This window comes from Nitrospira sp. NS4, assembly GCF_049546785.1.
Lineage (GTDB): Bacteria > Nitrospirota > Nitrospiria > Nitrospirales > Nitrospiraceae > Nitrospira_D.
This window is the reverse complement of the sequence record NZ_JBMWAN010000004.1, coordinates 400,878-415,507: the sequence shown is the minus strand read 5'-3', so window position 1 is coordinate 415,507 and position 14,630 is coordinate 400,878. Positions and strand designations below refer to the sequence as shown.

Genomic DNA, 14,630 nt, shown 5'->3' with positions numbered 1-14,630 from the left:
TAGGGGCATAGTGTTAATGGCAGCACGTCGGTCTCCAAAACCGAAAGTCTGGGTTCAAATCCTAGTGCCCCTGCCATGCAGAGCTTGCTCGACCGGGGGGTGGTCGAATTAAGCCCGACGGGATAGATCCACAAGGCGGTATCGGGGTAGGGAGCGGAGGGCGCGATGTTCAAGCGAATGACCGAATCGATCAAGGCGTTTGTCGCGGATGTGCGGGCGGAGTTGAAGAAGGTATCGTTTCCGACGAGGGCTGAAACCATCGGTTCGACCACGGTTGTGATTGTGTTCTGTGTCTTGATGTCCTTGTACCTGTCGGTCATCGACTCGTTTCTCGTGTGGTTGGTGAGCAAGATTATTTGATCGTGGTTCGCCGGATAAGCGTCTCGTGGAGACGCGTCCTGATTTCTCTACCTGAGGGTGACGCATGACGAAAAACTGGTACGTGATCCATACGTACGCGGGATTCGAGGGACGCGTGAAGACCAGTCTCTTGGAGCGGGCAAATCAGATGGGGCTTGTCGAAAAGCTCGGCCAGGTATTGGTCCCGACCGAAGACGTGATTGAAATCAAGGACGGCAAGCGGCGGACATCCAGGCGGAAGTTCTTTCCCGGCTATGTGCTGGTGGAACTGGAGACTCCGCTCCAGGATGAAACTCTGCAGATGATCAAGGAGACGCCAAAGGTCACAGGATTCGTCGGCGGAGGGGCGCAGCCGCTGCCGCTGACCGAGGAGGAAGTCGACTCCTTGCTCAAGCAGGTGGATGCCGGACAAGCCGGGCCCCGCGAACAGGTGAAGTTTATCAAGGGCGATAATGTCCGGATCATCGATGGCCCCTTCCTGGGATTCAACGGGGTGGTCGATGAGGTGGATCAAGATCATAGCCGCCTGAAGTTGATGGTCAGCATTTTCGGCCGTTCGACCCCGGTGGAGCTTGGCTTCTTGCAAGTTGAGCGGATTTAGCGATCGTCGTATTCAGTGGTCACTGAGAGTGCGTGGAGTGATTCTGACGTTCTGAGGAGATTCACATGGCAAAGGAAGTATCAGCTCAGATTAAGTTGCAGATTCCAGCGGGGAAGGCCAATCCGGCTCCTCCTGTCGGCCCGTCGCTTGGTCAGCACGGGGTCAACATTATGGAATTCTGTAAGCAGTTCAACGCCAAGACCCAGAAGGAAGGCGACAGCATTATTCCGGTGGTCATCACCGTCTACAAAGACCGCACCTTTACCTTCATCATGAAGACGCCGCCGGCGTCTGATTTGTTGAAGAAGGCTGCCGGCATCATCAAGGGGTCCGGTGTGCCGCAGAAGGATAAGGTCGGCAAGATCACGCGGAAGCAGCTGAACGAGATCGCGCAGAAAAAAATGTCCGATCTGAATGCGGCCGATCTCGAAGGGGCGATCAAGATTATCGAAGGGACGGCCCGCAGTATGGGCGTAGTGGTTCAGGGGTAGGGCGGACGACGTTCGGGAAGAAGGAGTACGAGGTATGGGAAAAAAGATGAAGGCCGCGTTGGAGAAGGTCGAGCCGCGCACGTATATCCTGCGTGAGGCGGTCGATGTCGTCAAGAAGGCGGCCTATGCGAATTTCGATGAGTCGGTTGATCTCTCCCTGCGTTTAGGGGTCGATCCGAAGCGTTCGGATCAGATGGTGCGAGGGACGGCGTCGCTGCCCCACGGGACCGGCAAGAAGGTCCGTGTGCTGGTCTTTGCCAAGGGTGAAAAAGAGCAGGAGGCTCGCCAGGCCGGAGCTGATTTCGTGGGATCTGATGATCTCATGGAGAAGATCAAGGGGGGGTGGCTGGATTTTGATTGCGCGATTGCCACACCGGACTTGATGGCGGCGGTCGGTAAGCTCGGCAAACAGCTCGGCCCTCGCGGTCTGATGCCGAATCCGAAGACCGGAACGGTCACCTTCGAGGTGGGCAAGGCTGTGGCTGAAATCCGGAAGGGGCGTGTCGAGTTCAAGGTCGAAAAGGCGGGCATCGTGCAAGTGCCGGTCGGAAAGGTCTCGTTCGATATCGATAAGCTCTATGAAAATGCCTCGGCCATCATTGAGTCGGTGATCAAGGCCAAGCCTGCGTCCTGCAAGGGGCGTTACCTGAAGACTGCCACGATTTCGAGCACGATGGGACCTGGAGTGCAGTTGGATACGGTGGCGTTGACCAAGCAGTGGAGTTAAGTGAGCGCTGGGTTCAACAGCGTCTGCAGAGAAAGGGTCACGTATGAAGAAGGAAGAGAAAGCGACGGCGGTAGCGGAGTTGACCGAGAAGTTCGGTCGCGCGCGACTGGCCATCTTAACGGAGAGTGTGGGGCTTCCTGTCAATCAGGTCACGGAGCTGCGGAAGCAGCTCCGCGGGGCGAAGGCCGAGTACCGGATTGTCAAGAACACCCTGGCGATCAGGGCGGCTGAGGGGACGAGTCTCGCCGGCCTTGCGACGCATCTGAAGGGCCCGACCGGCATGGTGATCGGCTATGACGATCCGGTGCTGCCAACGAAGGTTCTTCGGGACTGGATCGGGCTGGAGAAGCGCGAAGAGAAGATCAAGATCACGATCGGGGTCTTGGAAGGGAAGGTGGTTCAGCCGGCAGAACTTGCGGCGGTGGCCAAGCTTCCCAAGAAGGAAGTGCTCATTGCCATGCTGCTCTCGGCCATGCAGGGTCCGATTCGCGGCGTGGTCTATACGCTGAGCGCAGTGTTGTCAAAGTTTGTGCGAGTCATTGCAGCCATTGAGGATAAACGGAAAGGAGAAGGGGACATGTCAGCAACTACTTCAAAATTGTCGCAGGAAGAATTGATCAAGGCCATTGAGGGCATGAGCGTGCTTGATTTGGCGGAGTTGGTGAAGGGGTTGGAGACCCGTTTTGGCGTCACCGCCGCGGCCCCTGTTGCCGTGGCTGCTGCTCCGGCAGCGGGTGGCGGAGCGGCAGCGGCGGCGGAAGAAAAGACCTCGTTCGATGTCATTCTCGCCGCAGCGCCGGCCGACAAGAAGATCCAGATCATCAAGGTGGTGCGCGAATTGACCAACCTTGGCTTGAAGGAAGCGAAGGATCTCGTGGAGGGCGCGCCCAAGCCGGTGAAGGCTGGTGCGACGAAGGAAGAAGCCGACACGATGAAGAAGAAGCTCGAAGAGAGCGGTGCGAAGGTCGAAGTCAAGTAAGCATCGTCGTCCGACAGTCTGTGGGTGCCGTGCCTGCGACGGCACCCGTCGCCAACCATAGTGTGTGGAGGAGTGCGCATGTCCGAAACGACTCTTCAGGAGTTCGTCGAACGGAAAGATTATTCACGCATCCGGGCCAGCATTGCCATCCCTGACCTGATTGAAATTCAGAAGCGCTCGTACGAAGAGTTCCTGCAAATGGAGGTCGAGCCCGAGCGCCGGAAGGATCATGGTTTGCAGGCGGCCCTGGCCAGCGTGTTTCCGATTCCCGATTACAACAATACGGCTGTCCTGGAGTTCTCCAGCTATACCTTGGGTACGCCCAAATACGACGAGCGGGAGTGCATCGAGCAAGGCATGACCTTCGCGGTGCCGTTGAAGCTTCGTGTCCGACTCGTGGTGTTTGATAAGGAAGATAAGGGGCCACGCAAAAAGGTGTTGGACGTGCGTGAGCAGGAGGTCTATGTCGGCGAATTGCCGCTGATGACCGAGCGCGGCACGTTTATCATCAATGGAACGGAACGGGTGGTTGTCAGTCAGCTCCACCGGTCTCCGGGCGCCTCGTTCACCCACGACAAGGGGCGGACGCATGCCAGCGGCAAGGTGTTGTATTCGGCTCGGATTATTCCGTATCGGGGGTCGTGGCTGGATTTCGAGTTCGATGCGCGCGACATTCTGTATGTACGGATCGATCGGCGGCGGAAAATGCCGACGACGATTTTGCTGAAGGCCTTTAATTATTCCAGTGACGATCTGTTGAAAATGTATTACCCGGTCGAGGAAATCCGGGTCGTCAAAGGTCAGATGCTCCGCAAGTTGGATCCTGAAATTCACCACGGTCTTCGTTGCTCCGCCGAAGTCACGGAAAAGGGGAGCAAGGAACCGCTGGTGCGCGAAGGGGCCAAGCTCACTAAGGGGTTGATCGCCAAGTTGAAAGCGGCTGGCGTTAAAGAGATTCCTCTTACTCCTGCGGAGTTGATCGGGCGCGCCATTTTGACCGAGATCGTGGATTCGAAGAAGAATACGGTGGTAGAGAAGAATCAGCGCCTCACCTCCGAGATATTGGAGAAGATCGTCGAAAGCGACGTCGAAGAGTTTAAGGTGATTTACTTCGACACCGCCACAGCGACGCCCGTGATTCTCGATACCCTGGAGATGGAAAAGATCGAGTCGAAGGAAGAGGCGATGGTGGAAATTTATCGCCGCCTGCGGCCGGGAGAAACGCCTTCCGTCGAAACCGCGCGGACGTTGTTCGATAATCTCTTCCTCAATTCCAAACGGTACGATTTGTCCCCGGTTGGTCGGCTCAAGCTCAATAAGAAGTTAGGCTTGGATCTTCCGCTTGAGCAACGGACATTAACAGCACAGGATATTGTCGAAGTCATCCGCTATCTCGTCAATTTGAAGATGGGCAAAGGGGAGATCGACGACATCGACCACTTGGGTAACCGGCGTGTTCGCTCGGTGGGCGAGTTGCTGGAAAACCAGTTCCGTCTCGGGCTGGTCCGTATGGAGCGGAGCATCAAGGAGCGTATGAATCTCCTCGATATGGAGACGGTGCTTCCGCATGACTTGATCAACGCCAAGCCCGTGGTGGCCGCAGTCAAGGAATTTTTCAGCAGCAGCCAGTTGTCCCAGTTTATGGACCAGACCAATCCCCTGGCTGAGATCACGCACAAGCGCCGCTTGTCGGCTCTAGGACCGGGCGGGTTGACCCGAGAGCGGGCTGGCTTCGAAGTTCGCGACGTTCATCCGTCCCATTACAGTCGTATTTGTCCGATTGAAACGCCGGAAGGTCCGAACATCGGTTTGATTACCTCCTTGGCGACCTATGCCAGAATCAATCAGTTTGGATTCATCGAGGCGCCCTATCGCAAGGTTGTGAAGGGCCGCGTGCTGGATGAGATCGAGTTTCTCTCCGCGATAGAAGGCGATAAGTATCTCATCGCGCAAGCGAACTCTCCGGTCGATGGCAGCGGCCGCCTGGTGACGGAGACGATTACCGCACGGCACGGAGGTGATTTCGTTACGGCTACTCCGGACAAGATCGAATATATGGACGTGTCGCCCAAGCAGGTGGTCAGCGTGGCGACAGCCCTGGTGCCCTTCCTTGAGCATGACGACGCCAACCGTGCGTTGATGGGGTCGAACATGCAGCGGCAAGCCGTGCCGCTGGTAACTTCGGAGTCGCCGCTGGTCGGAACCGGCATGGAAGCCGTCGTGGCGCGCGACTCCGGCTATGTCGTGCAGGCCCGCCGAGCGGGTGTGGTTGAAAGTGTGGATGCGACGCGGGTCGTGGTGCGTGCTGAAATGAAGGACGGCCGGAAGGGAAAAGATTCCGGTCTGGATGTCTACGATCTGATCAAATTCCAGCGCTCCAATCAGAGCACGTGCATTACTCAGACGCCGGTTGTGCGGCTGGGGCAGCCGGTGAAGGTTGGGCAGGTCTTGGCCGACGGTCCCGCGATCGATCATGGCGAACTGGCACTCGGGAAGAACATCCTCGTGGCTTTCATGCCGTGGGGTGGCTATAACTTTGAAGACGCCATTCTCCTGAGTGAGAAGCTGGTGCGCGAAGATGCCTTTACCTCGATCCACATAGAAGAATTCGAGTTGGAAGCGCGGGATACGAAGCTGGGCAAGGAGGAGGTGACCCGCGATATTCCCAACGTGGGCGAAGAAGCCTTGCGGAGTCTTGACGAGAGCGGGATCATCAGGATCGGCGCCGAAGTGAAGCCCGGCGATATTCTTGTCGGCAAGGTGACGCCGAAGGGTGAAACGCAGCTGACGCCGGAAGAAAAGCTGCTGCGCGCGATCTTCGGCGAGAAGGCCGGCGATGTGAAGGATACGTCGTTGACGGTTCCGCCGGGTGTGGAGGGGATTGTCGTCGACGTGAAGATTTTCTCCCGCAAGGGCCTCGATAAGGATGAGCGTTCGAAGAGCATCGAGAGCGACGATCAGATGAAGCTGCAGCGCGACCACCATGAGGAGCTGCGGATCATCGACGAAGAGAAGACGAAGAAGATCCGCAAGTTGCTCCTCGGCAAGGTGGTAGGCCGTGACTTGATGGATCCGGATACCGGCGATGTGATTCTGAAAAAGAAGGGCAAGATGACCGCGGATATTCTCAAGCGGTTGCCCGATGAAACGTTGCGCCATATCATCCTGAGCGATCCGGATGAGCAGAAGGAATTGGAAGATGTCGAGCGTCGGGCGAAGGAGCAGATCGAAATCTTGCAGACGCTCTACGATGAAAAGGTGGGCCGTCTGAAACGCGGCGATGAGCTGCCTCCCGGCGTGATCAAGCTGGTGAAGGTCTACATCGCCATGAAGCGCAAGATTCAGGTGGGCGATAAGATGGCTGGACGTCACGGGAACAAGGGTGTGGTTTCCCGTGTGTTGCCGGAAGAGGATATGCCGTATTTGCCGGATGGAACGCCGGTGGAAATCGTGCTGAACCCTCTCGGAGTGCCGTCGCGTATGAATGTCGGACAGATTCTGGAGACCCACTTGGGCTGGGCCGCCAAGGCTTTGGGCATCAAGGTGGCAAGTCCGGTGTTCGACGGCGCGTCGGAAAAGGAAATCAAGGAACTGCTCAAGAAGGCCAAGCTGCCGACGAGCGGTCAGAGCCAGTTGGTGGACGGGCGTACCGGAGAAACCTTCGGCAGCCCTGTCACGGTCGGCTATATGTATGTGCTGAAGTTGCACCATTTGGTCGATGATAAAATTCACGCCCGGTCGATTGGTCCCTACTCGCTGGTCACGCAGCAACCGCTGGGTGGTAAGGCACAGTTTGGCGGTCAACGATTGGGAGAGATGGAAGTCTGGGCGTTGCAGGCCTATGGTGCTGCGTCCACCTTGCAGGAATTCTTGACGGTGAAGTCTGACGACGTGCCTGGCCGGTCGCGTATGTACGAGGCCATTGTCAAAGGCGAGCCATTCCTGGAGCCCGGGTTGCCTGAGTCGTTCAACGTCTTGGTCAAAGAGTTGCAGAGTCTGGGGCTCGATGTCGAGCTGGTCAAGACGCAAGACTAACTGCTTGAATGCCGGCCAGGCAGCCGGCATCAGAGGAGGTTGCTACCTTGGAAGGCGTATATTCATTGTTTGAAAAGCCGCGTGATTCGGTGTCGTTCGATTCGATGCGCATTCGCATTGCGTCGCCTGAGAAGATCCGCTCGTGGTCGTACGGTGAAGTGAAGAAGCCGGAGACGATCAACTACCGGTCGTTCAAGCCGGAAAAAGACGGGTTGTTCTGCGCAAAGATTTTCGGTCCGATCAAGGACTGGGAGTGCAACTGCGGCAAATATAAGCGCATGAAGCATCGCGGCATTGTCTGCGATAAGTGTGGAGTTGAGGTCATCCAGTCCAAGGTCCGCCGAGAGCGGATGGGCCACATCGAGCTGGCTGCGCCGGTGGCGCATATCTGGTTCTTGAAGGGCGTCCCCAGCCGTATCGGGACTCTGCTCGACATGAGCCTCAAGCAGTTGGAAAAGATCCTCTATTTCGAAAGCTATGTGTGTGTCGATCCGGGATCGACGGACCTGTCAGAGAAGGACTTGGTGCCGGAAGATAAATTGCGGACGTTGCAGTCTGAATTTGGATCCAGCGGATTCAAAGTCGGAATCGGCGCTGATGCGATCCGCGAGCTGCTGCGCAAGATCGACATCAATGCACTCTGGGATGAGATTCAGATCAAGGCGAAGACGTCGGCGTCCGCCGCCTTGAAGAAGAAATACGCGAAGCGGTTGAAAGTACTCGAGGCATTTCGTAAGTCCGGCAATAAGCCGGAGTGGATGATCATGGATGTTATTCCGGTGCTGCCCCCGGAGCTGCGTCCGCTCGTCCCGTTGGATGGCGGTCGTTTTGCCACCTCCGATCTTAACGATCTGTACCGGCGTGTGATCAATCGGAATAACCGCTTAAAGCGGCTGATGGAATTGAAAGCCCCCGGCGTCATTATTCGCAATGAAATGCGCATGCTCCAGGAGGCGGTGGATGCGCTGTTCGATAACGGGCGTCGCGGACGGGCTATTCGTGGGCCCAACAAACGACCGCTCAAGTCCCTCAGCGACATGCTCAAGGGGAAGCAAGGCCGCTTCCGGCAGAACCTGCTCGGTAAGCGCGTCGATTATTCGGGTCGTACGGTCATCGTGGTCGGACCGGAGCTCCGTTTGCATCAGTGTGGGTTGCCGAAGAAAATGGCCTTGGAACTGTTCAAGCCGTTCATCTTCCACAAGCTCGAAGAACGGGGCGCGGCGACGACGATCAAGAGTGCCAAGCGGCTGGTCGAAAAAGAGCGTCCGGAAGTGTGGGATGTGCTGGATGAGGTGATCCGGGAACATCCCGTGCTGCTGAACCGCGCGCCGACATTGCACCGGTTGGGTATTCAGGCGTTCGACCCGGTCTTGGTTGAAGGCAAGGCGATCCGGCTGCATCCGCTGGTCTGTGCGGCCTTCAATGCCGACTTCGATGGAGACCAGATGGCGGTGCACGTCCCGCTGTCCGTTGAGGCCCAGGTCGAGGCTCGTGTGTTGATGATGTCGATTAACAACATCTTGTCGCCCGCCAATGGAAAGCCGATTGCGGTACCTTCGCAGGACATGGTGTTGGGCGTGTACTGGCTCACGAAGGAGCGGCTCGGGGTCAAGGGGGAAGGCAAGATTTTCGGATCACCCGAAGAAGTGCGGATCGCATTCGATGCACGTGAAGTCGAAGAGCACGCCCGCATCAAGGTGCGTCTCGGCGGTGCCTTGGTCCAGACGACGGTGGGCCGCGTCTTGCTCTCCGAAATTCTTCCGGCCGGGATGCCGTTTGCCACGGCCAACAAGCTGATGACGAAGAAGGAAATGACCAAGTTGATCGACTCCGTCTATCGACAGACGGGGCATCGTGAGACGGTTGTCTTCCTGGACAAGATCAAGGACATCGGGTTCTTCTATGCGACGAGAGCGGGTGTGTCGATCTGTGTCGATAACATGCACATCCCGTCGAAGAAGGAAGACCTGATCGTTAAGGCGCAAAAGGAAGTCAACGAAATAGAAAAGCAGTATGCCGAAGGACTGATCACCAACGGTGAGCGGTACAACAAGGTGATCGATATTTGGGCCCACGTCACCGAGCAGGTTGCCAACGAAATGATGAAGGAGCTTGGCGCGGGGGGAGATCCCGGGAAGGCGGAAGCCTTCAACCCCATCTTCATGATGGCGGACTCCGGTGCTCGAGGCAGCTCTCAGCAGATCCGTCAGTTGGGCGGTATGCGCGGACTGATGGCGAAGCCGTCGGGGGAAATTATCGAGACGCCGATTACAGCGAATTTCCGCGAAGGCCTGACAGTGTTGCAGTACTTCATCTCCACGCACGGTGCTCGTAAGGGCTTGGCCGATACAGCGCTGAAAACGGCGAACTCGGGATATTTGACGAGACGGCTTGTCGATATCGCGCAGGACGTGATTATTTATGAAATCGATTGCGGCACGCACGACGGGATTATGGTCAGTGCGCTGGTCGAAGGCGGCGAGGTCATTCAGCCGCTCGAAGAGCGCGTGCTGGGCCGGTTGGCCGCAGAGGATATCCGTGATCCGGTGACCGGCGAAATCATCGTGTCGCGTAACGAAGAAATCAACGAGGAGCGCACAAAGGCGGTTGTGGAGGCCGGTGTCGATCGCGTCAAGATTCGATCGGTGCTGACCTGTCAGGCGCCTCGTGGTGTGTGCCAGGCCTGCTACGGTCGTGATCTTGCCAGAGGACGGCTCGTTGAAAAGGGCGAGCCCGTCGGTGTGATCGCTGCGCAATCGATCGGTGAGCCGGGCACTCAGCTGACCATGAGAACGTTCCACATCGGTGGTACGGCGAGCAAGGTCGTTGAGCAAACGGTTCTTGAGGCGAAGCACGCGGGCCGCATCCGGTTCATGAGCTTCGACGCGAAGAAGAACGCCGATGTCCACAACGCCGGCATTGCGGTACGCAATAAGGAAGGCGAATGGGTTGTGATGAATCGCAATGCCAAAATTGCGATTGTGGATGAGAGCGGTCGTGAGCGGGAAAAATATCCGGTCGTCTATGGCGCGAAGATCAAGATCAAGGACGGCGACAAGGTCGAATTAGGGCAGAAGCTGGTTGAGTGGGATCCCTACTCACTGACGATCTTGACCGAAGTCGGCGGAAAGGTCGCCTACGGAGATATTGTCGAAGGCGTCACCATGAAGGATGAGTTCGATGAAGTCACGGGCTTGTCTCGCAAGGTGATCATCGAGCATTCCGGCGCGACGCTTCGCCCGCGCGTGTCGATCAAGGATGAAGGCGGGAAGACGGCCAAGGTGGCGGCCGGCACCAATGTGGCGCGGTACCTCTTGCCTGTCGGCGCGCACATCTTTGTCGAAAAAGGTCAGGAAGTACATCCTGGAGATGTTTTGGCCAAGATTCCTCGCGAAACGACCAAGACGAAGGACATCACCGGCGGTCTGCCCCGTGTCGCCGAATTGTTTGAGGCGCGCAAGCCGAAAGAGCAAGCTGTTATCAGCGAAATCGACGGCGAAGTGTCGTACGGCGGGTTTGTGAAGGGGCAGCGAAAAGTGCTCGTCGATAACAAGATGGGTGATGTGAAGGAATACTTCATACCGAAGGGAAAGCACGTCAACGTGCACGAGGGCGACTGGGTGCGGGCGGGTGAGCCACTGATGGACGGATCCGCAAATCCCCACGATATTCTTGACGTGTTGGGGCCCAACGAGTTGCAGAAGTATCTCGTTGACGAAGTGCAGGACGTCTATCGCTTGCAAGGCGTTTCGATCAATGACAAGCATATCGAAATCATTGTTCGGCAGATGCTGCGCAAGGTGCGCATCGAGGATCCCGGCGACACCGAATTCCTGCCGGGTAGCCAGGTGAGCAAGGCGCTGTTTGAGAAGGAGAATGAGCGGGTCCTTGAGAAGGACGGCAAGCCCGCATTGGGTAAGCCGGTTCTCCTCGGTATTACTAAGGCAGCATTGACCACCGATAGCTTTATTTCGGCTGCCTCGTTCCAGGAGACCACGCGTGTATTGACCGAGGCCGCGATCAATGGGCGCGAGGATAATCTCCTCGGCTTGAAGGAGAACGTGATCGTGGGAAGATTGATTCCTGCGGGAAGCGGCTTTGAGGAGTATCGGGATACGTTTGTGATCAGTGAAAAGTCCGAGCCGGCCGCTGTGGCCGCTGTTCACGGGGCCGACTCTATCGGCCAGGAGCGCGTCGCAGCTGGTTCGGGAGACGGGGCAAGATCATAAAATGATGAAAAAATGCTGTACGCCTCAAGATTACTTGACAGGCGGCAGTTGCATCACTATAATCCGACGGCTCTGCATTTGAAGGCACCGCTGTTAGAGATTCTGACGAGGGTTTAAATACAATGCCGACTATCAATCAGTTAGTGCGAAAGGGCCGGAATGTTGTCAAGGCCAAAACGAAGAGCCCGGCCCTGAAAGGCTGTCCTCAGAAGCGGGGCGTTTGTCTTCGTGTTTATACTACGACTCCCAAGAAGCCGAACTCGGCGTTGCGGAAAGTGGCTCGTGTGCGGTTGACAAACGGAATGGAAGTCACGACGTATATTCCTGGTGTTGGCCATAATCTGCAGGAGCACTCCATTGTCCTGGTGCGTGGTGGACGTGTCAAAGACTTGCCTGGCGTGCGGTATCACCTCGTTCGTGGCGCGCTTGACGCCGTGGGTGTGGCTGATCGTAAGCAGAGTCGTTCGAAGTACGGGGCAAAGCGTCCGAAGTAGTTTGGGGAACTAACGAGGAAGAGATTTTCACATGCCAAGAAGTAGATTTTTAGATCAGCGCGAAGTGCTTCCTGATGTGCGGTATCGAGACAAGCTTGTCGGGAAGTTTGTCAATACGCTTATGAGTGGCGGGAAGAAGAGCACTGCCGAGAGGATTTGCTACGGAGCCTTTGATTCGATTCAGGAGAAAACTGGCAACGATCCGCTCAAGGTGTTTAAGGCGGCCATTGACAATGTGAAGCCGGTTGTAGAGGTGAAGTCGCGTCGTGTTGGTGGTGCCTCGTATCAGGTTCCGGTCGAGATTCGGCCTGCTCGGAGGATTTCTTTGGCGCTTCGCTGGCTGGCTGAGTATTCGCGCACTCGCGGCGGTAAGAGCATGCGGGAGCGGTTGGCTGCCGAGCTCCTTGATGCGTCCAACAATACGGGGGCGTCCGTTAAGAAGCGGGAAGACGTGCATCGGATGGCAGAGGCGAATAAGGCGTTCGCGCATTATCGCTGGTAGCGTCGTTCTGTGCTGCAGTTGAGCCGTGCTGCGATCTGCAGATGCGTGGTGCCTATGAATCGCGGCAGTGTGTTCGGCTTAACGTGCGGCACGTTTGTTTTTTTAGAGGATTCAAGTGGCTAGGCAAACATCATTAGAGAATACAAGAAACATCGGCATCATGGCCCACATTGATGCCGGTAAGACCACCACAACCGAGCGAATTCTCTTTTATACGGGATTGACGCACAAGATCGGTGAAGTCCATGAAGGCGCTGCTACTATGGACTGGATGGAGCAGGAGCGTGAGCGCGGGATTACGATTACCGCCGCCGCCACCACTTGCTTCTGGCGTGATCGGCGCATCAATATTATCGATACTCCAGGACATGTCGACTTTACCATTGAGGTGGAGCGTTCTCTTCGTGTGCTCGACGGTGCCGTTGCGGCGTTTGACTCCGTGCAGGGTGTCGAGCCGCAGTCCGAAACCGTCTGGCGCCAGGCGGATAAGTATCGCGTTCCGCGCATTGCCTTCATGAATAAGATGGATCGGATCGGCGCAGACTTCTTTGCAAGCGTCCAATCCATTATTGATCGATTGGGTGCTAATCCGGTGCCGATCCAGATTCCCATCGGGCGTGAGGGTGAATTTCGCGGCACCATCGATCTCGTGAAGATGAAGGGGTTCTTTTACGACGATGAGACGTTAGGGGCAAAGTATGTGGTCGGTGAGATTCCAGACAATCTGCTTGATCAGGCGAAATCGTATCGCGAGAAGATGATCGACGCAGTGGCGGAGTTTGATGAGCAGGTGATGGAGAAGTACTTGAACGGGCTTCCGCTGACAGAGGAGGAGGTCATGCGGGCAATCCGCGCGGGGACCATCGCCATGAAGGTGACTCCCGTGCTCTGTGGATCTGCTTTTAAGAACAAGGGCGTTCAGCAGCTGTTGGATGCAGTGGTTGATTATCTCCCCTCTCCCCTTGATATTCCTCCGGTAAAGGGCGTTGATCCGAACACCGGGAAAGAAGTTGAGCGTAAGCCTGATGACAGTGAGCCATTTGCGGCGCTGGCATTCAAGATGATGACCGATCCTTTTGCTGGGCAGTTGGTGTTTTTCCGCGTCTATTCTGGCACGCTCAAGACGGGTTCTCCCGTGTTGAACGTGACGAAAGGAACGAAGGATCGTATCGGTCGCTTGCTGAAGATGCATGCGAATAAGCGTGAAGAGATCGACGTTGCCTATGCCGGAGATATTTGTGCGGCTGTCGGTCTCAAGGGTGCTACAACCGGAGATACGCTGTCCGAGGAAAAGCAGCCGGTTCTTCTTGAAGTGATGAAGTTCCCTGAGCCTGTTATTGCGATGGCCATTGAGCCGAAGACGAAGGTCGATCAGGAGAAGATGGGCTTTGCGCTCCAGAAGCTTGCGCAGGAAGACCCATCGTTCCGAGTTCGCACCGATGAAGAGACGGCTCAGACGATCATTGCCGGTATGGGCGAGTTGCATCTTGAGATTATCGTCGATCGTATGCTCCGTGAGTTTAAGGTTGAAGCTAACGTCGGTAAGCCTGAGGTGGCGTTCCGTGAATCGATCCGCAGGAAGGCTGAGGCGGAGTCCAAGTATGTGAAGCAGACGGGTGGTCGTGGTCAGTACGGTCACGTTGTGTTGACTGTGGAGCCGTCTGAGCCTGGCAAGGGTTTTGAGTTTGTCAATAAGATTGTCGGCGGTGTGATTCCGAAGGAATTTATTCCGGCTGTTGAGAAAGGTGTCAAGGAACGGTTGGATGCCGGCGTCATTGCCGGGTACCCGCTGCGCGATATTCGTGTGACCCTCACCTACGGCTCCTACCATGATGTCGATTCAAACGAAATGGCGTTTAAGATCGCCGGGTCTATGGCTTTTGCTGATGCCTGTAAGAAGGCGGATCCTGTGTTGCTCGAACCGATTATGAAGGTGGAGGTCTTGGTTCCTCAAGAGTTTATGGGGGATGTGATCGGTAACCTGAACGGGCGGCGTGGCAAGGTGCAGGGGATGAAGGTTCGAGCTGGTGCCCAGGCCATCGATGCGTCCGTCCCGCTAAGTGAGATGTTTGGTTACGCGACTGACTTGAGGTCTCGGACTCAAGGCAGGGCCACTTATAGTATGGAGTTCGATCGGTACGAGCAGGTTCCTCGTCAAATCTCAGAGGGGATTATAGCGAAGTACCGCGGCGAGTAGTCGTTGATCGTTAAG

At 56.3% G+C, this 14,630-nt stretch carries 10 protein-coding genes, 1 tRNA gene and 1 pseudogene; all 12 read left to right on the top strand.

Annotated elements, in window-relative coordinates:
• Position 1 precedes the first annotated feature (1 nt).
• The 12 genes and pseudogenes from ACO9S2_RS13885 (at position 2) to fusA (ending at position 14,615) form a co-directional block, all read left to right on the top strand.
• Positions 2 to 76, top strand: a tRNA-Trp gene (locus ACO9S2_RS13885).
• A gap of 89 nt (positions 77 to 165) precedes the next feature.
• Positions 166 to 360, top strand: a complete 195-nt coding sequence (secE, locus tag ACO9S2_RS13880; RefSeq protein ID WP_423722972.1) for a preprotein translocase subunit SecE — start codon at positions 166 to 168, stop codon at positions 358 to 360.
• Positions 361 to 424: 64 nt separating this feature from the next.
• On the top strand, positions 425 to 961 hold the full coding sequence (gene nusG / locus ACO9S2_RS13875) for a transcription termination/antitermination protein NusG (RefSeq protein ID WP_423722971.1): 537 nt from the start codon (positions 425 to 427) through the stop codon (positions 959 to 961).
• Positions 962 to 1,026: 65 nt separating this feature from the next.
• Positions 1,027 to 1,452, top strand: coding sequence for a 50S ribosomal protein L11 (gene rplK, locus ACO9S2_RS13870; RefSeq protein WP_423722970.1), 426 nt, complete (start codon positions 1,027 to 1,029; stop codon positions 1,450 to 1,452).
• 34 nt (positions 1,453 to 1,486) lie between these two features.
• Positions 1,487 to 2,179 (top strand): 50S ribosomal protein L1, encoded by a 693-nt coding sequence (gene rplA, locus ACO9S2_RS13865; protein WP_423722969.1) that lies wholly within the window; start codon positions 1,487 to 1,489, stop codon positions 2,177 to 2,179.
• A 43-nt stretch (positions 2,180 to 2,222) separates the two neighbouring features.
• Positions 2,223 to 2,729, top strand: a pseudogene (gene rplJ / locus ACO9S2_RS13860) (50S ribosomal protein L10); the annotation flags it as partial.
• A 48-nt stretch (positions 2,730 to 2,777) separates the two neighbouring features.
• On the top strand, positions 2,778 to 3,158 hold the full coding sequence (rplL, locus tag ACO9S2_RS13855) for a 50S ribosomal protein L7/L12 (protein ID WP_423723113.1): 381 nt from the start codon (positions 2,778 to 2,780) through the stop codon (positions 3,156 to 3,158).
• A gap of 78 nt (positions 3,159 to 3,236) precedes the next feature.
• Positions 3,237 to 7,193: a DNA-directed RNA polymerase subunit beta gene (gene rpoB, locus ACO9S2_RS13850; RefSeq protein ID WP_423722968.1), complete on the top strand. Its 3,957-nt coding sequence runs from the start codon at positions 3,237 to 3,239 to the stop codon at positions 7,191 to 7,193.
• 47 nt (positions 7,194 to 7,240) lie between these two features.
• Positions 7,241 to 11,422 (top strand): DNA-directed RNA polymerase subunit beta', encoded by a 4,182-nt coding sequence (gene rpoC / locus ACO9S2_RS13845; protein ID WP_423722967.1) that lies wholly within the window; start codon positions 7,241 to 7,243, stop codon positions 11,420 to 11,422.
• Between the two features lie 122 nt (positions 11,423 to 11,544).
• Complete coding sequence (gene rpsL, locus ACO9S2_RS13840; protein ID WP_423722966.1) at positions 11,545 to 11,916, top strand: 30S ribosomal protein S12; 372 nt, start codon at positions 11,545 to 11,547, stop codon at positions 11,914 to 11,916.
• A gap of 31 nt (positions 11,917 to 11,947) precedes the next feature.
• The gene (rpsG, locus tag ACO9S2_RS13835; RefSeq protein WP_423722965.1) at positions 11,948 to 12,418 is read left to right on the top strand and encodes a 30S ribosomal protein S7; all 471 of its coding nucleotides are present in this window, start codon (positions 11,948 to 11,950) and stop codon (positions 12,416 to 12,418) included.
• A gap of 115 nt (positions 12,419 to 12,533) precedes the next feature.
• Positions 12,534 to 14,615, top strand: a complete 2,082-nt coding sequence (gene fusA, locus ACO9S2_RS13830; RefSeq protein ID WP_423722964.1) for an elongation factor G — start codon at positions 12,534 to 12,536, stop codon at positions 14,613 to 14,615.
• Positions 14,616 to 14,630 lie beyond the last annotated feature (15 nt).

Bases quoted from the DNA above. Each gene is read 5' to 3' on its own strand.
- rpoB (WP_423722968.1), top strand. From the start codon at position 3,237: ATGTCCGAAACGACTCTTCAGGAGTTCGTCGAACGGAAAGATTATTCA.
- rplA (WP_423722969.1), top strand. From the start codon at position 1,487: ATGGGAAAAAAGATGAAGGCCGCGTTGGAGAAGGTCGAGCCGCGCACG.
- rpsL (WP_423722966.1), top strand. From the start codon at position 11,545: ATGCCGACTATCAATCAGTTAGTGCGAAAGGGCCGGAATGTTGTCAAG.
- rpsG (WP_423722965.1), top strand. From the start codon at position 11,948: ATGCCAAGAAGTAGATTTTTAGATCAGCGCGAAGTGCTTCCTGATGTG.
- rplK (WP_423722970.1), top strand. From the start codon at position 1,027: ATGGCAAAGGAAGTATCAGCTCAGATTAAGTTGCAGATTCCAGCGGGG.
- nusG (WP_423722971.1), top strand. From the start codon at position 425: ATGACGAAAAACTGGTACGTGATCCATACGTACGCGGGATTCGAGGGA.
- secE (WP_423722972.1), top strand. From the start codon at position 166: ATGTTCAAGCGAATGACCGAATCGATCAAGGCGTTTGTCGCGGATGTG.